The 21,568-nt window shown below is 68.7% G+C and carries 25 protein-coding genes and 1 tRNA gene; 13 read left to right on the top strand and 13 right to left on the bottom strand.

Annotation, left to right across the window (positions count from 1 at the left end):
- Position 1: 1 nt before the first annotated feature.
- The 4 genes from ACLNEE_RS12315 to cbiD form a co-directional block, all read right to left on the bottom strand.
- The gene (locus ACLNEE_RS12315; protein ID WP_412007183.1) at positions 2-385 is read right to left on the bottom strand and encodes a hypothetical protein; all 384 of its coding nucleotides are present in this window, start codon (positions 383-385) and stop codon (positions 2-4) included.
- A gap of 54 nt (positions 386-439) precedes the next feature.
- Positions 440-1,069: a hypothetical protein gene (locus tag ACLNEE_RS12310; RefSeq protein ID WP_411421822.1), complete on the bottom strand. Its 630-nt coding sequence runs from the start codon at positions 1,067-1,069 to the stop codon at positions 440-442.
- A 75-nt stretch (positions 1,070-1,144) separates the two neighbouring features.
- On the bottom strand, positions 1,145-2,782 hold the full coding sequence (gene guaA / locus ACLNEE_RS12305) for a glutamine-hydrolyzing GMP synthase (protein WP_411421823.1): 1,638 nt from the start codon (positions 2,780-2,782) through the stop codon (positions 1,145-1,147).
- A 33-nt stretch (positions 2,783-2,815) separates the two neighbouring features.
- The gene (cbiD, locus tag ACLNEE_RS12300; RefSeq protein ID WP_411421824.1) at positions 2,816-3,964 is read right to left on the bottom strand and encodes a cobalt-precorrin-5B (C(1))-methyltransferase CbiD; all 1,149 of its coding nucleotides are present in this window, start codon (positions 3,962-3,964) and stop codon (positions 2,816-2,818) included.
- Between the two features lie 106 nt (positions 3,965-4,070).
- Here cbiD and ACLNEE_RS12295 point away from each other — a divergent pair, with 106 nt between their 5' ends.
- Both ACLNEE_RS12295 and ACLNEE_RS12290 read left to right on the top strand, forming a co-directional pair.
- Positions 4,071-5,222, top strand: coding sequence for a pyridoxal-phosphate-dependent aminotransferase family protein (locus ACLNEE_RS12295; protein ID WP_411421847.1), 1,152 nt, complete (start codon positions 4,071-4,073; stop codon positions 5,220-5,222).
- A 181-nt stretch (positions 5,223-5,403) separates the two neighbouring features.
- Positions 5,404-5,475, top strand: a tRNA-Gly gene (locus ACLNEE_RS12290).
- 92 nt (positions 5,476-5,567) lie between these two features.
- Here the strand turns inward: ACLNEE_RS12290 and ACLNEE_RS12285 are convergent.
- From ACLNEE_RS12285 to ACLNEE_RS12275, 3 genes are all read right to left on the bottom strand, one after another.
- Positions 5,568-5,891 carry a hypothetical protein gene (locus tag ACLNEE_RS12285; protein ID WP_412007182.1) on the bottom strand — a complete coding sequence of 108 codons (324 nt, stop codon included), beginning with the start codon at positions 5,889-5,891 and terminating at the stop codon, positions 5,568-5,570.
- A 464-nt stretch (positions 5,892-6,355) separates the two neighbouring features.
- Positions 6,356-6,493 carry a hypothetical protein gene (locus ACLNEE_RS12280; RefSeq protein WP_411421826.1) on the bottom strand — a complete coding sequence of 46 codons (138 nt, stop codon included), beginning with the start codon at positions 6,491-6,493 and terminating at the stop codon, positions 6,356-6,358.
- Positions 6,494-6,702: 209 nt separating this feature from the next.
- Positions 6,703-7,068, bottom strand: coding sequence for a hypothetical protein (locus ACLNEE_RS12275; RefSeq protein ID WP_412007189.1), 366 nt, complete (start codon positions 7,066-7,068; stop codon positions 6,703-6,705).
- On the opposite strand from ACLNEE_RS12275, the gene ACLNEE_RS12270 reads away from it, so the two are divergent.
- The 3 genes from ACLNEE_RS12270 (at position 7,021) to ACLNEE_RS12260 (ending at position 8,660) form a co-directional block, all read left to right on the top strand.
- Positions 7,021-7,734: an AbrB family transcriptional regulator gene (locus ACLNEE_RS12270; RefSeq protein WP_411421828.1), complete on the top strand. Its 714-nt coding sequence runs from the start codon at positions 7,021-7,023 to the stop codon at positions 7,732-7,734. The genes ACLNEE_RS12275 and ACLNEE_RS12270 overlap by 48 nt on opposite strands.
- Positions 7,735-7,804: 70 nt before the next feature.
- Positions 7,805-8,224 (top strand): DUF6554 family protein, encoded by a 420-nt coding sequence (locus tag ACLNEE_RS12265; RefSeq protein ID WP_411421829.1) that lies wholly within the window; start codon positions 7,805-7,807, stop codon positions 8,222-8,224.
- Entirely contained in the window at positions 8,187-8,660 is a 474-nt protein-coding gene (locus ACLNEE_RS12260; protein ID WP_411421830.1) for a hypothetical protein, read from the top strand. Before ACLNEE_RS12265 ends, ACLNEE_RS12260 begins: the two co-directional genes overlap by 38 nt.
- 22 nt (positions 8,661-8,682) lie before the next feature.
- On the opposite strand, the gene ACLNEE_RS12255 is transcribed toward ACLNEE_RS12260, so the two are convergent.
- Complete coding sequence (locus tag ACLNEE_RS12255; protein ID WP_411421831.1) at positions 8,683-10,269, bottom strand: DEAD/DEAH box helicase; 1,587 nt, start codon at positions 10,267-10,269, stop codon at positions 8,683-8,685.
- A 74-nt stretch (positions 10,270-10,343) separates the two neighbouring features.
- Between ACLNEE_RS12255 and ACLNEE_RS12250 the strand changes: the two genes are divergently transcribed.
- Together ACLNEE_RS12250 and ACLNEE_RS12245 are read left to right on the top strand one after the other, a co-directional pair.
- Complete coding sequence (locus tag ACLNEE_RS12250; RefSeq protein ID WP_411421832.1) at positions 10,344-10,820, top strand: HNH endonuclease; 477 nt, start codon at positions 10,344-10,346, stop codon at positions 10,818-10,820.
- 270 nt (positions 10,821-11,090) lie between these two features.
- Positions 11,091-11,969: an SDR family oxidoreductase gene (locus ACLNEE_RS12245; protein WP_411421833.1), complete on the top strand. Its 879-nt coding sequence runs from the start codon at positions 11,091-11,093 to the stop codon at positions 11,967-11,969.
- Here the strand turns inward: ACLNEE_RS12245 and ACLNEE_RS12240 are convergent.
- Entirely contained in the window at positions 11,942-12,130 is a 189-nt protein-coding gene (locus ACLNEE_RS12240) for a hypothetical protein (RefSeq protein ID WP_411421834.1), read from the bottom strand. The two genes, ACLNEE_RS12245 and ACLNEE_RS12240, sit on opposite strands and share 28 nt — an antisense overlap.
- On the opposite strand from ACLNEE_RS12240, the gene pdxA reads away from it, so the two are divergent.
- Positions 12,129-13,154, top strand: a complete 1,026-nt coding sequence (gene pdxA / locus ACLNEE_RS12235; RefSeq protein WP_411421835.1) for a 4-hydroxythreonine-4-phosphate dehydrogenase PdxA — start codon at positions 12,129-12,131, stop codon at positions 13,152-13,154. The genes ACLNEE_RS12240 and pdxA overlap by 2 nt on opposite strands.
- A 2-nt stretch (positions 13,155-13,156) precedes the next feature.
- On the opposite strand, the gene accB is transcribed toward pdxA, so the two are convergent.
- Together accB and efp are read right to left on the bottom strand one after the other, a co-directional pair.
- On the bottom strand, positions 13,157-13,648 hold the full coding sequence (gene accB, locus ACLNEE_RS12230) for an acetyl-CoA carboxylase biotin carboxyl carrier protein (RefSeq protein WP_411421836.1): 492 nt from the start codon (positions 13,646-13,648) through the stop codon (positions 13,157-13,159).
- A 5-nt stretch (positions 13,649-13,653) separates the two neighbouring features.
- Positions 13,654-14,214: an elongation factor P gene (gene efp / locus ACLNEE_RS12225; RefSeq protein WP_411421837.1), complete on the bottom strand. Its 561-nt coding sequence runs from the start codon at positions 14,212-14,214 to the stop codon at positions 13,654-13,656.
- 164 nt (positions 14,215-14,378) lie between these two features.
- Between efp and ACLNEE_RS12220 the strand changes: the two genes are divergently transcribed.
- Together ACLNEE_RS12220 and thiL are read left to right on the top strand one after the other, a co-directional pair.
- Positions 14,379-15,419, top strand: coding sequence for a peptidylprolyl isomerase (locus ACLNEE_RS12220; RefSeq protein ID WP_411421839.1), 1,041 nt, complete (start codon positions 14,379-14,381; stop codon positions 15,417-15,419).
- Entirely contained in the window at positions 15,419-16,486 is a 1,068-nt protein-coding gene (thiL, locus tag ACLNEE_RS12215) for a thiamine-phosphate kinase (protein WP_411421840.1), read from the top strand. Before ACLNEE_RS12220 ends, thiL begins: the two co-directional genes overlap by 1 nt.
- A 144-nt stretch (positions 16,487-16,630) precedes the next feature.
- Here the strand turns inward: thiL and ACLNEE_RS12210 are convergent, their stop codons facing one another.
- On the bottom strand, positions 16,631-17,653 hold the full coding sequence (locus ACLNEE_RS12210; protein ID WP_412007181.1) for a type I glyceraldehyde-3-phosphate dehydrogenase: 1,023 nt from the start codon (positions 17,651-17,653) through the stop codon (positions 16,631-16,633).
- A 202-nt stretch (positions 17,654-17,855) separates the two neighbouring features.
- Between ACLNEE_RS12210 and murC the strand changes: the two genes are divergently transcribed.
- From murC to ACLNEE_RS12195, 3 genes are read left to right on the top strand one after another with little or no spacing between them, the layout of a single operon-like run.
- Entirely contained in the window at positions 17,856-19,292 is a 1,437-nt protein-coding gene (gene murC, locus ACLNEE_RS12205; RefSeq protein ID WP_411424145.1) for a UDP-N-acetylmuramate--L-alanine ligase, read from the top strand.
- 16 nt (positions 19,293-19,308) lie between these two features.
- Positions 19,309-20,208, top strand: coding sequence for a UDP-N-acetylmuramate dehydrogenase (gene murB / locus ACLNEE_RS12200; RefSeq protein ID WP_411424146.1), 900 nt, complete (start codon positions 19,309-19,311; stop codon positions 20,206-20,208).
- 41 nt (positions 20,209-20,249) lie between these two features.
- Positions 20,250-20,591 (top strand): YbaB/EbfC family nucleoid-associated protein, encoded by a 342-nt coding sequence (locus ACLNEE_RS12195; protein WP_411424147.1) that lies wholly within the window; start codon positions 20,250-20,252, stop codon positions 20,589-20,591.
- A 6-nt stretch (positions 20,592-20,597) separates the two neighbouring features.
- Here ACLNEE_RS12195 and rsgA read toward each other — a convergent pair.
- Positions 20,598-21,568: ribosome small subunit-dependent GTPase A (gene rsgA, locus ACLNEE_RS12190; RefSeq protein ID WP_412007180.1), on the bottom strand; the 971-nt coding region annotated here is incomplete at its 5' end.

Here is a 21,568-nt window from a genome sequence, read left to right as displayed (position 1 = left end):
GCTAGGTCTCCTGGACAGGGGGAGCGAGGCGCTGCTCCAGCAGGGTCAGCCGCTCCGCGACGGCCGCCAGGCGGGCCTGCAGTTCAGCCGGGTCGGCAGCCGCCTGGTCCGGCTGGGAAGGAGCAGGCTCCACATCCCGCACCTCCACCTTCATCACCGGATTGCCGAGGCCCGGACTGACCCGATCCAGCTGCTCGCGGACCTGGCTTGCTGCCGTCTCGCCCTCGCGGCGGAGCTGGTCCAGGGGATCGGAACTGGAGCCATCGAAGGCGGCCATGACCTGCTGCGGCCCGCCCTTGCGGACCCGTTCCACCATGGCGAGACCGACAGGCAGCACGTCCTGCATCAGGGTGAGCCGCAGGGTATCGAGCGGATCGGCGGCCATGGCCCCAGGCGGTGACGAATCCCCAGTCTGCCGCCCCTCTGTCGGCGGTTGGGGTCAGGGGCTGGGAGGCGTCAGCGAGGCCGGCACACCGGGGTCGACGATCACCTGGCGACAGGCCTGCTGGCTGCCCCACCACCAGCCGGCACCCACGGCCAGCACGATCAAGGCGGTGAGCGGCAGCAGGGCCTGACGGGTCACCTCCAGAGCGACCCATTCACGCCAGGCCCTCAGGGAACGTTCCCGATCGAACCGCCGCCGCTCACGGGCTTCCTGCTGCTGGCGCCGCTGCAGAGACTTGCCCACCCAGCGTTCGAAGGCCCGTTTCTTGGTGACGGCCATCTTGCGCTCGACCTCGAGCAGCTGGCCGGCGGTGAGCTCGGGGTTGAAGGTGCTGATCAGCTCCAGGCTCTTGAGGAACATCTCCACGGCCCCGTCCTTGGCCGCCCGCTCGGCAGGATCGAGGAGCTCCCAGTCGAGCTCGGGGTAGAAACGGCTGCGGTTGGGAGCGATCTGCTCTTCGGGCAGCTGGCCCGGCTCACGCAGCCAGCGGTCGGTGTTGGCATCGAAACGACGCCAGTACAGAAACGGATTGAGGTAGATCGTCTTGCCGCCCAGCTGGATGCTGTCCTGCTGGAGCCGGCGCTGCAGGTCAGGGTCGCTGGATGTCGCTGGAGCGGCAGTCACGGCGCAGCTGGGATGGGCCCCGAGGGTAACGGAGGGGACAGGGCCAGGCCACGGGGCATCAGCCGGAAAATCCCGTCACTCCCACTCGATCGTGCCGGGGGGCTTGCTGGTGATGTCCAGCACCACCCGGTTCACACCCTTCACCTCGTTGACGATCCGGTTGGAGATCGTCTCGAGCAGGTCGTAGGGAAGCCGCGACCAGTCCGCGGTCATGCCGTCCTCGGAGGACACACAGCGCAGCACCACCGGAAAGGCGTAGGTGCGCTTGTCGCCCATCACCCCCACACTGCGGACGGGGAGCAGCACCGCAAAGGCCTGCCAGATCGCGTTGTAGAGGCCGGCATCCCGGATCTCCTCCCGCACGATCAGGTCCGCGTCCCGCAGGATGTCGAGCTTCTCATCGGTGACCTCGCCGAGGATCCGGATCGCCAGGCCGGGCCCCGGGAAGGGATGGCGCCCCACGATCTCCTCGGGCAGGCCCAGGGAGCGGCCCACCTTGCGCACCTCGTCCTTGAACAGCTTGCGCAGCGGCTCGACCAGCTTGAACTGGAGATCCTTGGGCAGACCGCCGACGTTGTGGTGGCTCTTGATCTTGACGGCCACCCGCTCCCCGGTCTTGGGGTCGATGTTGGTGCCGGCACTCTCGATCACATCCGGGTAGAGGGTGCCCTGGGCCAGGTAGTCAAAGGGTCCGAGGCGCTTGCTCTCCTCCTCGAACACGCGGATGAACTCCGTACCGATCAGCTTGCGTTTCTCTTCCGGATCGGTGACACCGTGAAGCTTGCCGATGAACCGCTCCCGGGCATTGATGTACTCCACATTGATGTGGAAGCGCTGATCGAAGAACTCCACCAGGAACTCGGGCTCCCCTTTGCGCATGAAGCCCTGGTCGATGAACATGCAGGTGAGCCGATCACCGATCGCCTTGTGGAGGAGGAAGGCAAGGGTGGAGGAATCCACGCCCCCGGAGAGAGCCAGCAGCACCCGCTTGTCCCCCACCTGAGCGCGCACATCCGCCACCGCTTCCTCGATGAAGGCGGCCGTGGTCCAGTCCGCCTCGCAGCCACAGATGTGGTAAACGAAGTTGCGGATCAGGGCCATTCCGCAGGTGGAGTGGACCACCTCGGGGTGGAACTGCACGCCATAGAGATGGCGGCCATGGTCTGCAATGGCGGCCTCCGGGGTGTTGTCCGTGTGGGCCAGGCGGACGAAACCCTCCGGCAACCGTTCCACCGAGTCCCCATGGCTCATCCACATCGTGGAGCCCTGCTCGACGTTGGTGAGCAGATCGATCGGATCGTCCACGTGCAGGGGCGCCTTTCCGTATTCAGCCCGACCAGCCGCCACCACGGATCCGCCCAGCTGCTGCACCATCAGCTGCATGCCGTAACAGACACCCAGCACCGGAATGCCCAGCTCCCAGATGGCCGGATCACAGACAGGGGCACCGGTCTCGTAGACGGAACTCGGACCGCCGCTGAGCACGATCCCCTTGGGAGCAATGGCCCGGAGTTCCTCCGCGCTGGTGGTGTAACCCATCACCAGGGAAAACACCTCGGTCTCCCGCACGCGGCGGGCGATCAGTTCCGAGTACTGGGATCCGAAATCCAGGATCACGATCGCCGGATGGCGCGAGGATTGGGACGCGGCATCCACACGGGCGCTGGCATCCGCCGGCAGGTCCACCGGCGACTTCTGGGGGGCGGCGGTCATCAGCGGGGCGGGGCCCAGGACATTCGGGCCACCCTAGGCGCCACCGCCGAGGCCTTCAGCTGCCGGCAGCACCGTGGGGCCCGCCAGGGCACGCAGCAGCCCTGCCCCCCGGGGCCCCTGGGCACTGAGGCGACGGCCCCGATCGAACAGCACGGCCCCCACCGCCGTGCTGCGGTGGCCATGGCGGCTCAGGTAGGCCAGGCTGCGCTCCTCGATGGCCGCGGCGATGCGAGCCCGCAGCCGGGCGGCCAGGTCCGGATCCTCTGCCTGAAGCCCGGCCAGAGCCTCCTCCACGGTGGGAGCCCGATGGAGCGCGGCCAGGGGCGGCCCGCTGAGCCCTTCCAGTGCCGCCAGCGCCGTGAGCACCTCGGAGCGGCCATCGGCCAGGTGGTGGTGGGTGTGAAAGATCCCCCCAGCCAGCTTGATCAGCTTGCCCTGGTATCCGAACAGCAGCAGGCGCTGCACACCCGCCGCGGCCGCGGCCACCAGCAGCGGCCCCAGCCAGTTGCCGGCCTTGACCAGCCGATCGGCGGGAACCCCCAGCCGCGGGGCCAGGTCCAGGCCGTTCTCGCCGACCACCAGCACCAGGGCGCCATCGAACCGGGCCGCTGAAGCCTTCCGGCGCAGGATGTCCAACGCCTGCTCCAGCTGCTCCGGTGCGGCACTGCGCTGCACCGATGCCTGGGTGCCGATCAGGGCCAGGCCCTCCACCACCCCGAAGGCGGCATTGCTCGTGCGCTCGGCGAGGCGGCGTCCTTCGGGAATCACCAGCCGCAGTTCCAGGCGCCACCCCGGCGGGACCAGGGGTCGCAGGGTCCGCATGAGCAGGTCCCGGGCATAGGACGAGAGGCACGGCTGGCCCGTGGCGGCGACCACCCCCACCCCCTCGCCGGCGGCGATGTCCAGCCAGTCACCCGGCCCCTCACCCCAGCGCACCAGGGCCCAGAGCGGCTGTCCCCGGGTCAGGTCGAGCACGCCGCTCCCCGGGTCGGAGCGGGCGGTGGCCAGCACCCACCCCTCGGCGAGAGGCGCCACCGCCTCGACCGGCACCAGCGTCGGTTCAGCCCCGGGGTCGAGCTCCAGGGGCTGGCTGTCGCGCCAGGGCTCTCCCAGCAGGCCGAGCACCGCGGCCCGTGCTGCGGCCGCAAACCACACCGGCAGGATGAACCCGGTTTCAGCCATGGACCATGCGCCCCAATGCCTGCGGACTGGGCCCCAGGGGATCGTTTTTTACATTGGTCGATCGCGTCGCTTTCCAGCCGCGCCCCCACCGACTCCGCAGCGCCCCATGCAGGACAAGCTCTCCCTGATGATCCCCGGCCCGACCCCCGTGCCGGAAAGCGTCCTGCTGGCGATGGGTCGCCACCCGATCGGCCACCGCAGCGCCGACTTCCAGAAGATCGTGCGTCGCACGACCGAACAGCTCCGCTGGCTTCACCAGACCAGCGGCGATGTGCTCGCCCTGGCGGGCAGCGGCACCGCCGCCATGGAGGCCGGGATCATCAACGTGCTCAGCAAGGGCGACACGGTGCTGTGCGGTGACAACGGCAAGTTCGGTGAGCGCTGGGTGAAGGTGGCCAAGGCCTATGGGCTGACCGTGCAGGTGATCCAGGCCGAATGGGGCCAACCCCTGGAGCCGGAAGCCTTCCGAGCCGCCCTTGATGCCGATGCCGGCAAGCAGATCCGCGCCGTGATCCTCACCCACTCCGAGACCTCCACGGGGGTGATCAACGATCTGGAGGCCATCGCCGGCCACGTGCGGGCCCATGGCACCGCCCTGACGATCGCGGATTGCGTCACCAGCCTGGGCGCCTGTGATGTCCCCATGGACCGCTGGGGACTGGACGTGGTGGGTTCGGGCTCCCAGAAGGGCTACATGATGCCGCCCGGCCTGGGTTTCGTGGCGATGAGTGATCGGGCCTGGAGCGCCTACGAGCGCTCCGATCTGCCCAAGTTCTATCTGGACCTCGGCAGGTACCGCAAATCGGCCCACGCTGACAGCAATCCCTTCACCCCGCCGGTGAACCTCTACTTCGCCCTGGAGGCCGCCCTCGGGATGATGCAGGAGGAGGGCCTCGAGGCGATCTTCGCCCGCCATGCCCGCCATCGTGCGGCCGCCCAGGCCGGCATGACGGCCATGGGGCTGCCCCTCTATGCCGCCGCCGGCCATGGCAGCCCCGCCATCACCGCCGTGGCCCCCGAAGGCATTGATGCCGAAGTCCTGCGGAAGAAGGTGAAGGACCGCTTCGACATCCTGCTCGCCGGCGGCCAGGACCACCTCAAGGGGAAGGTCTTCCGCATCGGCCACCTGGGTTTCGTCTGCGATCGCGACGTGCTCACCGCCGTGGCGGCCATCGAAGCGACCCTCCAGGAGCTGGGTCTCCACACCGGTTCGGTCGGGGCAGGGGTGGCCGCCTGCGCGGCGGCCCTGGCAGGCTGATCGGCCTCCGGCTGCCCCTGGGGGCAGCTGGGCTGAATGGTCAGCAAGCGGCGGCAGGCCTGGCCGGGGTGCCTGCCACCGCTTGCTAACCTCCTAACGACAGCAGGGAGCACAAAAAACTCCCATCGCTCCGCTGGAATCCATCCAGCTCCTGGAATTAATCCAGCATTGCTTACACCTTGCGGGTGTAATTCAGTGGTAGAATGTCAGCTTCCCAAGCTGAACGTCGCCGGTTCGAGTCCGGTCACCCGCTTCTTGACCCACCAACAGTTGCTCATCCCTTGAGAAGGCCTGGGCAGACCCGTCGTGTGGATCACTCCCCTCGTTCTCCCTACGCGCGGGATTTCAGTTCCGGGGCTTGATCAGTTGCAGCACTTGGGGCCCGGTGTTGGCCAGCCGCCGCTCACAATCGAGGGCCGCCAGGATCTGCTGCGCACATTCTGCAATCGCGCCCTGTTCGGCAGCGCGTCGGGCCGCGCTCTCATGCACACCGATCTGATCCTGCAGCGACATGCGGGGCATGGCGTTCGCTGTGCCCGGCTTCGATCGGGACAGGGTGCGGGGCGACGTCACCGCCCGCGAGGCGACGGCCTTGGAACCAGCCATCGAGGGGAACAGGCTCCTGGGGGACAAGGTTGCCGTCATCGTCGAGTTCGCGGTGGGAGACACGGGTTGGGGATCAGGGCTGGGAATGGAGACTTCAGGAGATCAGGAATGGCTCAGGATCGAAGCGGAGGGGTGGTCCCCAGCTGCAGGGTTGGCAGGACCGATGAACCGGAGAGCAACACCAGGCAGAACAGCGATCGTTCCATGGCCCGGCCAGAACAACCCGACGCGTGGATCAAACCCCTGAATCCGCCTGCCAAGACCAAAGCATGGGTTGAATGCTTTCACGGCGATGGTTGCCTGGGAAGCCAGGTTTCTGGAACGAAGGCCGTGCGAGCCGCCGCTCGTTGGAAGACGCTGAAAGGGCAGAAAAATGAAAGAGCCCTGCGCTCACTCCTGAATAGCAATCAGTCAACCATGCAATGGACTGCCTGAGCAGATCTGCCTGATGATGCTAACACTGAAAGTAACATCTCGATCCAGGGGTAGAGGCCCTGGATCGAGGACGTCCTCGCTGGCCTGAATGCTCAGGTTCCCGGCTCTTCGCCATGGGCGCCGAAAGCATCAATCTCGGCACGCAACAGCCTGATGCGTTCCTGATCACCCCGGCTGAGGGCCACCGCCAGGGCAAACTCCAGCTTTTCGAGCTGGTGATCTCCCTCCATGGTGCGGGCTGGGGGAAAGCCCGTGGACCGAGTTCTGGATGGACTGCGCCCCGAAACCGGTGCACTGGCTTGGGGGTGGGACGAACCCGTGGACGGAGCGGTAGTGGACGGAGCGGTATGGGAAAACTCTGGCGTCGAAGGAGCTGGAAAAGCCATGGCTCACTTTCTTCCCATTCTGACACCCTTGCCCAGGGGGCGGCGGCTGGCGCTCAGGCCGCCTGGCTGAACGGTTCCGTCACGCTCTCGAGATCCCTGCCCTCCAGGTCGGCAGCGTTGGGCGCATCAACCATCCGATCGACCTGAGCCCAATCGGCCTGAACCTCCTCCGACGCCATCGCCTCGGCTCCGAACTCCTCGGTCGGGATGGACCCGAGCTTCGGTTGCAGCGGCGGCTGTACGAACGTCCCGTCCTCCGAGCCATCCAAGGCCAGCAGACACCGGCAGTCATGCAGCAGGCGCTCGACATTGTCGAGACTGGCCAACGTCTCGCTGTCCGGTTCGGCCTGCTCAACCTGCTCGGCAAGCCGATGCTCCACTTGCAGCTGCATCGCCTCCATGCGTTGCTCCAGCGTCACCAAACGCTGGGACAGGGCATGGATGGTCTGGGCCAGATCTTCGGTGTTTCGGGTGATCCGAAAGGAGACAGACTCGGGAGCCATGGCGGGGAGCACTGTGGGTCCGATGAGAACACACAATCCCCCAACAGCCAAGGGCAGACTGGGCCAATGAGCCATGCCTTGAATCTGGCGATCTACGCCTGCGCCGGGCTCGCGGGAGGGCTCCTCGCCCTGCGCACGGGGATCCCGGCGGCCCCCCTGGCCGGGGCCTTGCTGGCGGCGGCCCTGGTGAGCCTGGGCGGCCATCTCGAAACGGCCGCGTGGCCGCCCGGAACCCGCACGGCGCTGGAGATCGGCATCGGCACCGTCATCGGCGCCGGGCTGAGTGGGAACGTGCTGCAGCAGCTGCACGAACTCTGGCGGCCAGCCCTGGTGATCACCATCAGCCTGGTCCTGGCAGGTCTGGGTGTGGGCCTGATCTGCAGCCGGCTGCTGGGCGTGGACCCGACCGTGGCGCTGCTTGGCGCAGCTCCAGGGGGCATCAGTGGCATGAGCCTGGTCGGCGCCGAATTCGGGGTCGGGGCCGCCGTGGCCGCGCTGCACGCCGTGCGGCTGATCACGGTGCTGATCGTGTTGCCCGTCGTGGTGAAGGCGGTGCTGCCCGAGGGGGAGCCTCCCCCATGACCGGCACCGCCGGCCTCGACTGCACCAGGGTCGATCGATAACTTGGGCGCTGCTTTGCAGCCCTGAGGCCATGGCCCCGCGCCCCTCCTTCGCGACCGCGTTCCGCCGCCTGCCCTGGGTGCTGGCCCTGGCCCTGGCCAGCCTTGGAGCCGGCGTTGCCCGCGCCCAGGGCGGCGACAGCGGGGCCGCCCTGGAGGGTGCCGGTCCGAAGGGGGCGCAGATCTACTGCTTCATGCGCAACAGCGGCAACAACCACCAGGTCAGCTGGGACGCGTCCTATGCCGTGATCAAGCGCCAGAGCGACCAGCTGTTCAAGACCTCGCCGGAACACGCGGCGGTGATGATCACCGAAGCCGTGGTGCAGAACCCCGGCACCTATTCCGACTGCGGCCGCTATCTCGGTGATCTGTTCAGCAAACCCGACCCCGTGGAAGAGGCGCCTGCCACCTCGCGTGGAGCCACCCGCAACGAACGATTCGGCACCTACTGAGCCGGGATCCGGCAGCGCCGGTGGGGGGCCGCCTCGGCGCAAGGGCACAGGGAACCACCCACGGGCACGTTCCCTGCGCCCGCTGGCCCTGGCCCTGGCGCTCAGCCTCCTGGCCGGGGCCTGCGCCGAGGAGCCCCTGCCCAGACGCGCCATCCGCCGTGACGACTGCCTGCGCAACGTGCGACTGGATCGGCTCAGCGAGCAGCTGAAGCTCTGCAATGGCGTGGTGGAGGCCTTCCCGGAGGATCCAGGGCCCCGCAACGACCGTTACCTGCTGCACAGTCTGGCGGGCAACGACCCTGCCGCCTGCGAGGACATGCGGGCCGCGGTGAACCTGGCCGCCCGGTTGCCGGCGAAGCGCCTCGATCCGCAGTTGCGGAATGATCTCAAGGTGCGGCAGGAACTCTGCCAACCATCCGCTGCCGCCCCGTCGTGACCGGGGGGGAGGGCCTGGGGCCTCACCACCTGCGCAGCAGTTCGCGCACCATGGCCGGCATGCCCCGGCGACGCATCAGCTGTTCGCCGCGATGCAGCAACAGGGCGATGCGTTCCTCCTTGCTGGCAATCACCCGGTCCACCAGCTGGTCGGCAACCCCCAGCTGCAGCCAGTGGCTGGTGAGCGCGGCGGTCATCCCGATCCGGTGGCAGCGATCCTCGGCCTGCTCCGCATCGCCGGGAGTCCAGGGCCGCTCGATCAACAGCACGTGGCGCGCCCGGTGCAGGGTGAAACCCAGACCACCGGTGCCGTACGTGGCGACCAGCAGGTCACTGGCTCCGCCCTGAAAGCGATCGACCAGCCCCTGCCGCAGGGCGGGAGCCACACCTCCGGTCAGCAGGCAGCCCCCCAGGTGCTGGTGCAGCAGACGGGCCGTGGCCACGAAGGCCGTGAAGACCACCACGGGCTCACCCCGGGCGAGCAAGGTCTCCACCAGCCGCCGGGCCATGGGCAGCTTGTAGTCGGAGGCGATCTGCCGCAGCGCCGTGAGCACCGCCAGCACCTCGGCATCGCGCCGTACCTCCCCCCGGGCGGCCCGGCGGCGGTAATCCTCCACCCGGCGGTCCAGCCGGTGCTGAAAACCCCGGGCCTGCTGATCCTCCAGTTCGACGGGAAGCAGCCGCCGCTGTTTCGGGGGCAGGTCGAGGCAATCCTGCTTGCGGCGATGCAACAGCAGCGGCCGCGTCAGTCGCTGCAACTCGTCCAGATGGCTGGCCCCGGTGGCCTGCCAGACCCGCCGCCCTCCCTGCTCGCGCCAGTGACCCTGGCAGAACAGTTCCTCGTACCGGCGCTGATCGGCCCCGAGGGGGTGACCGATCGCCGCCAACAGCGGGAAGAGCTGGGCCGGGCGGCCATTCTTCATCGGCGTGCCGGTGAGCAGCCACACCGCACGGAGCCGGGGGTGCCGGGCCAGCCGCAGCAGGGCCTGACTGCGGGCCGTCTGGGCGTTCTGGGCGTAGTGCGCCTCGTCCGCGATCAGCACGGTACCGGCCGGGGGCAGCGCGTCCGGGAGCCGTGCCCAGCTGTGGAGCTGCAGCGTCAAGCCCAGTGCCAGAGACTCGCTGTGCCAGTGATCATGCAGACCGACGGGAGCCACCACGAGAATCCGGCAGTCGGCCAGGCGCACCATCGCCCGGGCCGCCACCAGGGCCGAGAGGGTCTTGCCGAGACCCATGGCATCGGCCAGCAGGGCCCCGCGTCGGGCCAGGAGCCAGCGCACGGCCGCGCGCTGGTGCGCGAACAGCCGGCGCCCATCCGTCAGCGGATCGGCCAGGGTCGCTGCAGCCACGAGCTCCCGGTGGGGCGGGAGGGGGGGCAGGGGCAGGGAGAGCCAACCCAACCAGGTGGCCAGCTCCGGATCCACCGGGAAGCGGCCCGCGAGCTGGGCCTGCAACGCCGGGGCCGCCTCGAGGGGGAAGTCCCAGCAACGGCGGCTGGGCAGCCACTGCCCCCGCGGCCGGATGGCGCGAAGCTGGGCCGAGGTGACGGCATCAAAGGGACACACCACCTCGATGCGACCGGTGGAGCCCAACCGCAACAGGCAACGCATGCGCGGAATGGCAGTCCTCGACACATTGCCACCCTGGAGGTTGCCGCCAGACTGCCGCCAACCGAGCCACGCGCATGCAGGCCAGGGACTGGGCGTCCAGGAACGCAGCCTCAAGGAATGCGGTTTTCCTTGATGAACTCTGTCCCAAATTACGAGTACGGCGCTGGCGCCAATCCCTGCACCAGATCACCAATCAGTGCTGCATCTACTGCGGCGATCGCTCCGAATCCATTGACCATGTGCTCCCCAAGAGCCGGGGTGGTCCCAGTGTGAGCGAGAACTGCGTACCAGCCTGTCTGGCCTGCAACGGCCGTAAAGGGGACAGCGAGGCCTTCAGCTGGTACCGCCAGCAACCCTTTTACGACCCCCGGCGGGCCGTCGCCATCCGGGCCTGGACCGAGGGAGACATGAAGCTGGCCGCACGCCTGCTGGAGTGGACGGCCACGCCCCCGGCGACGGGCGGAGCCGACAGGGCCACGCCAGCCCAGCCGGGCGATCACCAGACCCGACAGGCCACCGGGCCGTTGTGGCGCTGGCAGATGGCCGCCTGATCCTGCGGGGCCTCGGGGGCCGCGACCGCAGCAACGCCCAGCAACAGGACCACCAACACGGCAGGAATCAGCCCGGGGAGACGCTCCAGCGACCGAGCGCCATCCGCGCGACCCTTTCTCCCCGCAGGTGCGCTGCGGGGAGGGAGAATCCCGGATATGCGGCTCCACCGATCGGATCGGGGCCGCGCCGCCGGGAGGGCGCAGGGCCTGGCCGGCCGGGCGACGAACGACGCAGCCATCGGAATCCATTCAACTGATACAGGTGTACTCATGGCGGCCACGGGTGTCAAGTCGGCGGGGCGGATGCTGGTGGTCGGTGGGGGTTACACCGGCCAGCGGCTGGCCGCGCGGGCCCGAGCGGCTGGCTTCGAGACCCTGCTCACCAGCCGGGAACCCCGGGACTCCACCGCCACGATCCGCTGGCTGCCGTTCGACAGCCGCAGCGGGGTCCTGCCCCGGGCCGAGGACCTGGCGGACGTCACCCATGTGCTGGTGACCGTTCCCCCGGATGGTGAGGAGGGTGATCCGAGCCTGCGACTGCTGGGCCCGAGCCTTCGGACTCTGCCCCTCCGCTGGGTGGGCTACCTCTCCACCACGGGGGTCTACGGCAACACCGATGGGGCCTGGGTGGACGAAACGGCAGCGACACCGGCCCGGCCCGGCCGGAGCCTGGCCCGACTGAAGGCCGAGGACGCCTGGCGGGCGAGTGGCCTGCCGGTGCAGATCTTTCGACTGCCGGCGATCTATGGGCCCGAGCGCACCCCCTTCCGGGCTCTGCAGGCCGGCCAAAGCAGGCTCATCCACAAACCGGGCCAGGTCTTCTCCCGGGTCCACGTCGAGGACATCGCCGGAGCCGTGCTGCACTGCCTGGCGCTGCCGGCGACCGAGCGGCCCGGCCTGCTGAATGTGGCGGACGACTGTCCCTGCTCATCCAGCGAGGCGATCAGCTACGCGGCCCATCTGCTGGGCTGCAAACTGCCTGCAATGGAGAGGTTCGCGAGCATCGAGGGGGGCATGAGCCCGATGGCGCGCAGTTTCTGGATGGAAAATCGGCGGGTCAGCAACCGGAGACTCTGCCAGCAGCTGGGCTACCGCCTCCTCTACCCCAGCTACCGGGAGGGCTATCGGGCCTTCTTTTCTTCCATGTAGGGCGATCCCTTGGGGTAGCACTTGGTGTCATCCTCGGGATCACAGACGAAGGGGAAACCGAGGTCCCGCATCATCAGACCCCAGCGCAGCTGAAGCCATCCCCGGTTGAAGCCGGTGCCCAGACCGAACAGCACCAACGCGAGCATCAACCAGCGCAGCATGGGCAACCCGACCGGCGATCAGCTTCTATCCAACCCTGAATCCCGCCATCTGGCCATCGCCCTGGGGGATCCGGCCGGCATCGGCGCGGAAGTCACCCTCAAGGCGCTGGCACGGCCGGAGGCCGCCGATCTGCAGCCTGTGCTCGTGGGCTGCCGTCGCTGGCTGGAATCCAGCTACCAGTCCCTGCGGCACCGCAGCCCCGATCCTCTGCGCGATCCGGCCGACCTCGAGGTCCTGGATCTTCCCTTGCCGGAGCCCGTGCAGAGCGGCTGCAGCAGCCCCGCCTGCGGAGAAGCCAGCTTCGGCTGGCTGACGGCGGCGGCATCCCTCGTGTTGCGCGGGGACTGCCGCGCCCTGGTCACCGCCCCGATCGCCAAGGCCAGCTGGCACGAGGCCGGCCACCCCTACCCCGGCCAGACGGAACGGCTGGCGGAGCTGAGCGGCGCCGCGGAGGCCTCGATGCTGTTCACAGCCCTGTCCCCCCAGGGGCACTGGCGCCTGAACACGCTGCTGGCAACCACCCACATCCCCCTGGCGGCGGTCGCCGAGCACCTCTCCGGCGCGCTGGTGCAGCGCAAGCTGGACCAGCTGCTGGACTTCTGCCAGCGCTTCACGACCAGGCCGCGGCTGGCGGTCGCCGGCCTCAATCCGCACGCCGGCGAAGCCGGTCGTCTGGGGCTCGAGGAGCAGCGATGGCTGAACGGGGCCCTGCTGGAGTGGCAGCTCCACCATCCGGAGGTGGAGCTGATCGGTCCACTGCCGCCGGACACCTGCTGGCTGAGCGCCGGCGTGGCCTGGAACGGTGGTTCAGGGGGCGCCGATGGCTATCTGGCCTTGTACCACGACCAGGGGCTGATTCCCGTGAAGCTGCTGGCCTTCGACGCGGCGGTGAACACCACCCTGGGGCTCCCGTTCCTGCGCACCTCACCGGACCACGGCACGGGTTTCGACATCGCAGGTCAGGGCCTGGCCCGGCCCGCCAGCATGCTGGCGGCCCTGACCACGGCCAGGGAGCTGGGCTGAACTCAGCCGGGCTTCACACGCATCAACACCTGGCCAAACTCCACGGGCGTGCCGTTCTCCACCAGGATTTCGACGACCTCTCCGCTCACCTCGGCCTCGAGCTCGTTCATCAGCTTCATGGCCTCGAGAATGCAGATGGTCTGACCGACCTTGATGCGGGCTCCAAGCTCGACAAAGAAGGGTTCGCCCGGTGCCGGGGCCCGGTAGAACGTGGCCACCATCGGCGCGGTGATCTCGACGAGGTCGCTGCGGCTGGCGGCGGCAGCCGGCGGCGGGGCCGAAGGGCCGGGGGGGATGGATCCGGGCGGGGCCGCGACGGGGAACGGCGCAGCGGGGGGTGCCGGCGGGCTGTGGAGCATGGCGACAGGGGCCGCCGCCGGAAGGTTGCGACGCACCTCGAGGCGGAAGTCGTCGCCCTCGAGCTTGAGTTCCTGGATGTCGCTTTCCCCGAGAAGGGCCAGGAGCTGGTGGAGCTGATCGTGATCGAGCTGCATGGTGATCAGTTCTCCCGACCCAGGTAGCTGTCGGTACGGGTGTCGATCTTGATCTTCTCGCCGATCGAGAGGAACAGGGGCACCATCACCTGGGCACCGGTCTCGACGATGGCGGGCTTGGTGCCGCCGGTGGCCGTGTCGCCCTTGACGCCGGGGTCGGTCTGGGTGATCTCCAGCACCACGGAATTGGGAAGCTCCACTTCCAGGGGTCTGCCGTTCCAGGAGACGACGTTCACCTCCATGCCCTCCTTGAGGTACTTGCGGCTGTCGCCGATCTGCTTGGCGGTGAGGCGGGTCTCCTCATAGGTGCCCATGTCCATGAACACATAGTCCTCAGCCTCCATGTAGGTGTGCTGGAGGGTGCTCTTCTCAAGGATGGCCTGGGGCACCATCTCGCCGGCGCGGAAGGTCTTCTCAACGACGTTGCCGCTCTGGACCGCCTTGAGCTTGGTGCGCACGAAGGCCGAGCCCTTGCCGGGCTTCACATGCAGGAACTCAACGACCCGCCAGACCTGGCCATCCAGCTCAATCGAGGTACCGGTACGAAAGTCGTTGCTGGAGATCATCCCGGCAGTTCGGATCTGGCGGATTGTAGAGCTGGCTACCGGAGCAGACCCTGAAGGCTTCCTGGGCAGGACGCCTCAGGCCCCTCAGGCTGTGCCAAAGTCCGGCCAGAGAGGCAGACAGGGCCATGGCCAGGCTCCGGATCGGTTGGGCAGGCGCCTGGGTCATGGCGCTCCTGCTGGCGCTGCCGCTGGCGGTCCTGCCCGCCAGCGCCGCCCTGCCCGAGGGCAACGCCGTGAAGGATCCGGCGTCAATTCTGCGCAATGCCCTGCCCGTGGATGCCCCGCAGCTGCAGGACCTGCAGCACCGGCTGGAGGGCACCAGCAACGACCTGCGGGCCAAGCGATGGACCGCGCTCGCCGGCACGGTACGCCGCAGCCAGTCCCAGCTCGGCACCCGCCGCCAGGAGATCCTGGAGGGCTTTCCCGCCGACTCCCGAGCCCGCGCCGAGGCGCTGCTCGATCAGCTGGAAACGCAGCTGCAGACCCTGGCCAGCAGCGCCGAAGTCCAGCAGCGCGACACCTTCCTGAGCGCCCGCCGCGAAGCTCTCGCCACCATCGGCGAAGCAGAGGCCCTGCTGGTGGGTCCGTTCCCCTTCACCATCCCCTCGGAGTTCGACAGCCTCCCCCGGCTGCTGGGCAGGGCCACCGTGACGTTCGAAACCACCAAGGGGAACCTGACCGCCGTGGTGGATGGCTACAACGCCCCGCTGACCGCCGGGGCGTTCGTGGACCTGGCTCGCCGGGGGTTCTACGACGGCCTTCCCTTCACCCGCGCCGAGGACTTCTACGTCCTGCAGACCGGCGATCCGGAGGGTCCCGCGGACGGGTACGTCGACCCGGTGACCAAGACCGAGCGACGGGTCCCTCTGGAGATCAAGATCCCCGGCGAGCCGGCACCGTTCTACAACCAGACCTTTGAAGACCTCGGCCGGTTCAAGGCCACCCCGGAGCTTCCCTTCGCCACCCTCGGCACCCTGGGCTGGGCCCACTCCGACCAGGGACTCGATGACGGATCCTCCCAGTTCTTCTTCTTTCTCTACGAAGCGGAACTGACCCCGGCCGGACTGAACCTGGTGGATGGCCGCTATGCCGCCTTCGGGTACGTGATCGACGGCTTCGAGGTCCTCGAGGAGCTGGGGGTCGACGACCGCGTCGTGCGGGTCAAGGTCGTGGAGGGCGCCGACAACCTTCAAGCCCATGCCTGATGGGCTCGGCTGAGGAACCCACCCTGGCCGAGCTGGGGGAAGCGGGGCTGATCGATCAACTGGCCCGGTTCGCCCCCCCCGGGCAGTACGAGGACGACGCCGCACGGCTCCGCCTCGAGGGGGACCTGGTGGTCAACACCGATCTCCTGGTCGAGGGAGTCCATTTCAGCGCGGCCACCACCGAGCCCTTCCATGTGGGCTGGCGGGCGGCGGCGGCCAATCTGTCCGATCTGGCCGCCATGGGCTGTCTCGGCGCCCTCGGCCTGACGGTGGGCCTGGTCGCCCCAGCCCAGACACCCTGGCCCTGGGTGCGGGAGCTGTATCAGGGCCTGCGCAGCTGTCTCGACGCCCATGGCGGGGGCGAAGTGCTGGGAGGGGACTGCAGCAGCGGGCAGCACAGGATCGTGAGCATCACCGCCCTTGGCCTGCTGCCGCCATCCGCCCCAGGGGAGGCCCCGGGCTCGGGCGCCCCGGTGATCCGCCGCTGCGACGGGCGTCCCGGTGACGTGCTGGTCTGCACGGGAAGCCATGGGCTCAGCAGGCTGGGGCTGGCCCTCCTGCAGCGGAGCCTGCCTCCGGGGCCATGCCAGCTCCTGGGGGATGGGCTGGTGGCCAGGGCCCTGCGGGCCCACCAGCTGCCCGTGCCGCGCTTTGACGCGGTGCGGGCCCTGCATGCCACCAGGCCGGCAGCATCGTCCTGGCGGGTGGGGGGCACCGACAGCAGCGATGGTCTGGTCGCCGCCGCCGCTGCCGTGGCCCGGGCCAGTGGCTGCCACGCTCGGCTGGACCGCGCTGCCCTGCCGATCGAGCCCGGCCTGGCCCAGCTCGCCGAGGGGGAACGCTGGTGCCTGGCCGGCGGAGAAGACTTCGAACTCGTGCTGGCCCTGGAGAGTCCCTGGGCCGCGGCCCTGGTGGCAGCCCTGGATGGCAGCCACGTGATCGGCAGGCTGGCGTCTGGCGAAGGTCCCCCCGGGGCGATCACCTGGCTGGATGGCGCATCCCTGCCGAGCGGGACAGGCGGCTTTCACCATTTCGAGGCGACCAGGGGCCGCGGGGGTCCGGCCTGAACCCGCATCCAGCCTGAGCATGGAAAAGCCGCCCCTGTCGGAGGCGGCCTGGGAAGGACAGCACTGGCGCGGCCCCATTGGAGGCCCCCTCAGCCGGACCGTCTCACGGGCACTGAACGGGCCGGGACTGAACGGACGGAAGGGTCACTTCCAGTTGCGGGCGATGACTTCGGCGAGATCAACAACCCTCTGGCTGTAACCCCATTCGTTGTCGTACCAGGAGACGACCTTGATCATGTTGCCGCCCATCACCAGGGTGAGGTCGGAATCGACGATGGTGGACTCATCGGTGCCGGCATGGTCGCTGGAGACCAGGGGGAGATCGGAGTACTTGATGATTCCCTTCATGCCGTTCTCTGAAGCGGCTTTGAGAACACCGTTGACTTCCTCCTTGGTGGTGTCACGCGCGATCTCGAGCACCATGTCGACAACCGACACGTTCGGAGTGGGAACGCGAAGGGCGATGCCGTTGAGCTTGCCCTTCATGGGGGGATACACCAGGGCGACAGCCTTGGCCGCGCCGGTACTGGTGGGAACGATGTTCACCGCGGCGGCGCGGGCGCGGCGCAGGTCCCGGTGGGAGGCATCGAGGATCCGCTGGTCACCCGTGTAGCTGTGGGTGGTGGTCATCGTGCCCTTGACGATGCCGAAGGCCTGGTCGAGGACCTTCACCAGCGGCGCCATGCAGTTGGTGGTGCAGCTGGCGTTCGAGACGATGTCCCAGTCCTCGTGGCGATATTCGGAATCGTTCACACCGACCACGAAGGTACCGACCCCGTCGCCCTTGCCGGGAGCGGTGATCAGAACCTTGCTGGCTCCGGCCTGGAGGTGCTTGCCGGCTCCGTCCTTGTCAATGAAGACCCCGGTGGACTCGATGACCAGATCCACTCCCCACTCCTTCCAGGGGAGGTTGAGAGGATTGCGATCGGAGAAGCACTTGATCGTCTTGCCATTCACGATGATGGCATCATCCGCATAGCCCACTTCGACATCACGGATCCGACCCAGCATCGAGTCGTAGGTGAGCAGGTGGGAATTGGTGCGGGGATCGGAGGTGTCGTTGAGACCCACGACCTCGATCCCGGTGTTGGCACCGCGACTGAGCCAGCAGCGCATGAAGTTGCGACCGATCCGGCCGAATCCATTGATCGCAACTTTCAACGTCATGGCTGAGGGCGGTCAGAACCGCCGGCAAGGGGGGATTTGGCTGCCGATCATACAGAAATTGCCTCCGCCCCCCTTGCTGCGCCTTGAGCCAGGCAGGAGGATGCGGCCGGCGACACCGCCCGGGCGCAGCATCTCGTAATGGTGCTGGGGGCCCGGGGCAGCCTAATTTCCCCAGAAGCAGCTTCCCGGTTCGGAGACGACCTTGATCCCCCAGCTCGATCGCCACCAGCCGCTGCACTTCATCGGGGTCGGTGGCATCGGCATGTCCGCCCTGGCGGGGATCCTGGCCGAACGGGGCTATGCGGTGAGCGGCTCGGACCCCCGCGACAATGCGGTGCTGGCCAACCTCAGGCGTCTCGGGGTCAGGGTGTTCCGTGAGCAGAGCGCGACCACGGTGGCGGCGATCCGCAGCGGCACCTCCATCCCCCCCCAGGTGGTGGTCAGCTCGGCCGTGCCCGAGTCGAATCCGGAGCTGAGCGAAGCCCGGCGCGCCGGGTTGCAGATCTTCCACCGGTCCGATGTGCTGGCGGCCCTGATCAACGCCCAGCCCTCGATCGCCGTCGCCGGCAGCCACGGCAAGACCACCACCAGCACGCTGATCGCCACCCTGCTGGAGGCCACCGGCCACGACCCCACGGCCGTCATCGGTGGGGTCGTGCCCGCCTTCGGCAGCAACGGACGCCACGGCAAGGGGGCCCTGCTGGTGGCGGAAGCCGACGAGTCGGACGGATCGCTGGTGAAGTTCCGCCCCCAGCTCGGCGTCCTCACCAATGTGGAGCTGGACCACACCGACCACTACCCCGACCTGGACGCCCTGATCAGCACCCTGCAGCGCTTCGCTGGCCGTTCCGCCCGCCTGCTGGCCAACAGGGACTGCCCGATCCTGCGGGAGCACTTCGACGCCCAGCACTGGTGGTCGACCGCGTCGCCCAGCGGCGTCGACTACGCCGCCATTGCCCGTGAGGAGCGGGGTGATGGCACCCTGGCCGACTTCTTCGAACACGGGCAGTTGGTGGGCCAGATCGCGCTCCCCTTGCCCGGCCGGCACAACCTCAGCAATGCCCTCGCCGCCCTGGCCGCCTGCAGGCTGGAGGGCATCTCCTTCCAGGAGCTGCGCCTGGCCGTGAGCCAGCTCAGACCACCCGGCCGGCGTTTCGACTTCCGGGGGATCTGGCACGGGCGGATGGTCGTGGATGACTATGCGCACCACCCCAGCGAGGTGGCCGCCACCCTCGGCATGGCCCGGCTGATGGTGAGCAGCGGCCGCAGCCCCCTGCCTGAGGTTCCCCAGCGGCTTGTGGCCGTGTTCCAGCCCCACCGCTACAGCCGCACCGCCCAGTTCCTTCAGGGTTTCGCCGAGGCACTCACCCTGGCGGATGCGGTGATGATCGCCCCGCTGTACGACGCCGGCGAGGCTCCGATCGCGGGGGTGAGCAGCCGTGCCATCGGCGAAGCGGTTCGGGCCCTGGCGCCGGGTCTGTCCGTGACCGTGGCGGAAAGCCTCGATGACCTGGCCGCCCAGGTGGCCGAGGCGAGCCTTGCCGGCGATCTGGTGCTGGCGATGGGAGCGGGCGATGTCAACAGCCTCTGGACACGGCTGGAACGGCTGCAGTCGGATTCCTTCGAGCTGGTGGCCTGAGCCCGGAGCCGCCGCGATGCCAGCCACCTGCAGCCAGCCGCCGGGTCTGCGCCGGCACATCCCACTGGAGGCCTTCACGACCTGGAAGGTGGGCGGACCGGCGGAATGGTTCGCGGAGCCCTCCCGGGATGAGGAGCTGGTGGCCCTGGCCGCCTGGGCCTGGCGGGAAGCCAGACCCCTGCGCTGCATCGGGGCCGGTTCCAACCTGCTGATTGCCGACGCCGGGCTGACCGGGCTGACGCTCTGCAACCGTCGCCTGCAGGGCAGCCAGCTCGACGCGACGACGGGGTGGGTGGAAGCCGCAGCGGGGGAACCCATCCCCAGCCTGGCCCGCAAGGCAGCCCGCGCCGGGCTGAGTGGCCTGGAATGGGCCGTGGGCATCCCCGGCACCGTGGGGGGTGCCGCCGTGATGAATGCCGGTGCCCAGGGGGGGTGCACCGCGGAATGGCTCCACTCGGTCTGGGTCCTGGACCCCGCCCGGCCGGACCACCCCTTCGAGCTGGGCCGGGCCGATCTCGACTTCGCCTACCGCCACAGCCGGCTCCAGGAGGAACCCCTGATCGTGCTCTCCGCCCGTTTCCAGCTGGAACCCGGCCACGATCCCGCCACGGTGAGCCAGCGCACCAGCACCAACCTGCACAGCCGCACCAGCACCCAGCCGTACCAGCAACCGAGCTGCGGCAGCGTGTTCCGCAATCCGGAACCCCTCAAGGCCGGGCGTCTGATCGAGGCGCTCGGCCTGAAGGGCCTGCGCATCGGCGGGGCCGAGGTCTCCCGGATCCATGCCAATTTCATCGTGAACACCGGGGAGGCCACCGCCAGCGACATCGACGCCCTGATCCGCGAGGTGCAGCACCGGGTGCAGGAGCACCACGGCATTGCCCTCCATCCCGAGGTGAAGCGGCTGGGATTCTGAAACCGGGGCCCGCTTAGCCTGCCCGCAGCTTTTCATCAGGCATGGCCGGCTTCGGACTCCCCAACTTCGGTCAGCTCACCGAAGCCTTCAAGAAGGCCCAGGAACTCCAGCAGAACGCGCAGAAGCTCCAGGAGGAACTCGATGCGATGGAACTGGAGGGCAGCAGTGCGGATGGGCGCGCCAGCGTCTGGCTGTCCGGCAACCAGCAGCCCCTGAAGGTGCGGCTGGCTCCCGAACTGGTCGCCGATGGTGCCGGCGCCTGCGAGACGGCCGTGCTCGAGGCCCTCCAGGCCGCCTACGAGAACTCCACAAGCACGATGAAGGGTCGGATGGAGGAACTCACCGGCGGCCTGAACCTGAACCTGCCTGGTCTGGGAGGCTAGGCCTGCTCAGCACTCCTCAGCACCGGCGGGCGGCTCGCTGGGCAGCGCGTTGGGCAGCTCGGATTCAGACGCCACCTGCTGGCGCTGACGCCGGCGGGACACCTGCCGCAGCTGGGGTGCCAGCCGCGGTTCCAGCCCGCCCCCCCGGCGCCGCAGCCCCGGGCCCTCCGCACTGGAGGCCGGGCGGGTCCCACGGCGTTCGGCGTCGGCCTGGAGCACTGCCAGGCACTGGCGGTAGAGGGGCCAGCGATCCCACTCGAGCCCCAGAACGCAGCCCGGTTCGCCCAGGTGCAGACAATTGCTGAAGCGACAGCCACCGTGCCGCGCCAGAGCAGCGCGCACCTCGGGAAACAACGGAGCCAGGGCGGCGGGGTCGGGGGGGAGCAAAGGTCGGTTGAAACCCGGGGTGTCCGCCACCCGGGCCGAAGGCGCCAGGGGAAACAGCTCGACGTGACGGGTCGTGTGCCGGCCGCGCTGCAGCCGGCCCGACACTTCGCCCACCCGCAGCTCCAGGCCGGGCAGCAGACCATTGAGCACACTGCTCTTGCCGACACCCGAAGGGCCGCACAGCACACTGATACCCGGCCCGCTCAGCCGCTCCCGCAGCACCTCCAGCCCCATTCCGGTGGCGCTGGACACCGCGACGGGTTCATAACCCCAGGCCCGGCCCCGGGAGCACCAGCTGGCGACCTCAGCGGGGGGCAGCAGATCGGCCTTGGAGAACACCAGCAGAACGGCGCAGCCGGTGGCTTCGGCGGTCAGCAGAAAGCGGGTGAGCTGGAGGGGATCCAGCAGAGGCTCAGCGAGTGACGCCACCACAACGATCCTGGTGACATTGGCGACCGCGGGCCGATCCAACCGGGTGGCACGGGGCTCCAGGGCCGCCACGGCTCCCCTGCCCGCGGCCCAGTCGACCCCCTCCAGCCTCACCCGATCCCCCACACAGATGGTCTGACCGCTCTTGCCGAGCCGGGTGC

The sequence above is a fragment of the Aphanothece stagnina RSMan2012 genome (genome assembly GCF_046764815.1).
Taxonomy (GTDB): domain Bacteria; phylum Cyanobacteriota; class Cyanobacteriia; order PCC-6307; family Cyanobiaceae; genus NIES-981.
The sequence above is the reverse complement of the archived record's forward strand: the minus strand, read 5'-3'. Positions and strand labels throughout refer to the sequence as shown.

Bases quoted from the DNA above. Each gene is read 5' to 3' on its own strand.
- ACLNEE_RS12315 (WP_412007183.1), bottom strand. From the start codon at position 385: ATGGCCGCCGATCCGCTCGATACCCTGCGGCTCACCCTGATGCAGGAC.
- guaA (WP_411421823.1), bottom strand. From the start codon at position 2,782: ATGACCGCCGCCCCCCAGAAGTCGCCGGTGGACCTGCCGGCGGATGCC.
- cbiD (WP_411421824.1), bottom strand. From the start codon at position 3,964: ATGGCTGAAACCGGGTTCATCCTGCCGGTGTGGTTTGCGGCCGCAGCA.
- ACLNEE_RS12295 (WP_411421847.1), top strand. From the start codon at position 4,071: ATGCAGGACAAGCTCTCCCTGATGATCCCCGGCCCGACCCCCGTGCCG.
- ACLNEE_RS12280 (WP_411421826.1), bottom strand. From the start codon at position 6,493: ATGGAGGGAGATCACCAGCTCGAAAAGCTGGAGTTTGCCCTGGCGGTG.
- ACLNEE_RS12270 (WP_411421828.1), top strand. From the start codon at position 7,021: ATGCTCCACTTGCAGCTGCATCGCCTCCATGCGTTGCTCCAGCGTCAC.
- ACLNEE_RS12265 (WP_411421829.1), top strand. From the start codon at position 7,805: ATGGCCCCGCGCCCCTCCTTCGCGACCGCGTTCCGCCGCCTGCCCTGG.
- ACLNEE_RS12255 (WP_411421831.1), bottom strand. From the start codon at position 10,269: ATGCGTTGCCTGTTGCGGTTGGGCTCCACCGGTCGCATCGAGGTGGTG.
- ACLNEE_RS12250 (WP_411421832.1), top strand. From the start codon at position 10,344: ATGCAGGCCAGGGACTGGGCGTCCAGGAACGCAGCCTCAAGGAATGCG.
- ACLNEE_RS12245 (WP_411421833.1), top strand. From the start codon at position 11,091: ATGGCGGCCACGGGTGTCAAGTCGGCGGGGCGGATGCTGGTGGTCGGT.
- pdxA (WP_411421835.1), top strand. From the start codon at position 12,129: ATGGGCAACCCGACCGGCGATCAGCTTCTATCCAACCCTGAATCCCGC.
- ACLNEE_RS12240 (WP_411421834.1), bottom strand. From the start codon at position 12,130: ATGCTGCGCTGGTTGATGCTCGCGTTGGTGCTGTTCGGTCTGGGCACC.
- accB (WP_411421836.1), bottom strand. From the start codon at position 13,648: ATGCAGCTCGATCACGATCAGCTCCACCAGCTCCTGGCCCTTCTCGGG.
- efp (WP_411421837.1), bottom strand. From the start codon at position 14,214: ATGATCTCCAGCAACGACTTTCGTACCGGTACCTCGATTGAGCTGGAT.
- ACLNEE_RS12220 (WP_411421839.1), top strand. From the start codon at position 14,379: ATGGCGCTCCTGCTGGCGCTGCCGCTGGCGGTCCTGCCCGCCAGCGCC.
- thiL (WP_411421840.1), top strand. From the start codon at position 15,419: ATGGGCTCGGCTGAGGAACCCACCCTGGCCGAGCTGGGGGAAGCGGGG.
- ACLNEE_RS12210 (WP_412007181.1), bottom strand. From the start codon at position 17,653: ATGACGTTGAAAGTTGCGATCAATGGATTCGGCCGGATCGGTCGCAAC.
- murB (WP_411424146.1), top strand. From the start codon at position 19,309: ATGCCAGCCACCTGCAGCCAGCCGCCGGGTCTGCGCCGGCACATCCCA.
- ACLNEE_RS12195 (WP_411424147.1), top strand. From the start codon at position 20,250: ATGGCCGGCTTCGGACTCCCCAACTTCGGTCAGCTCACCGAAGCCTTC.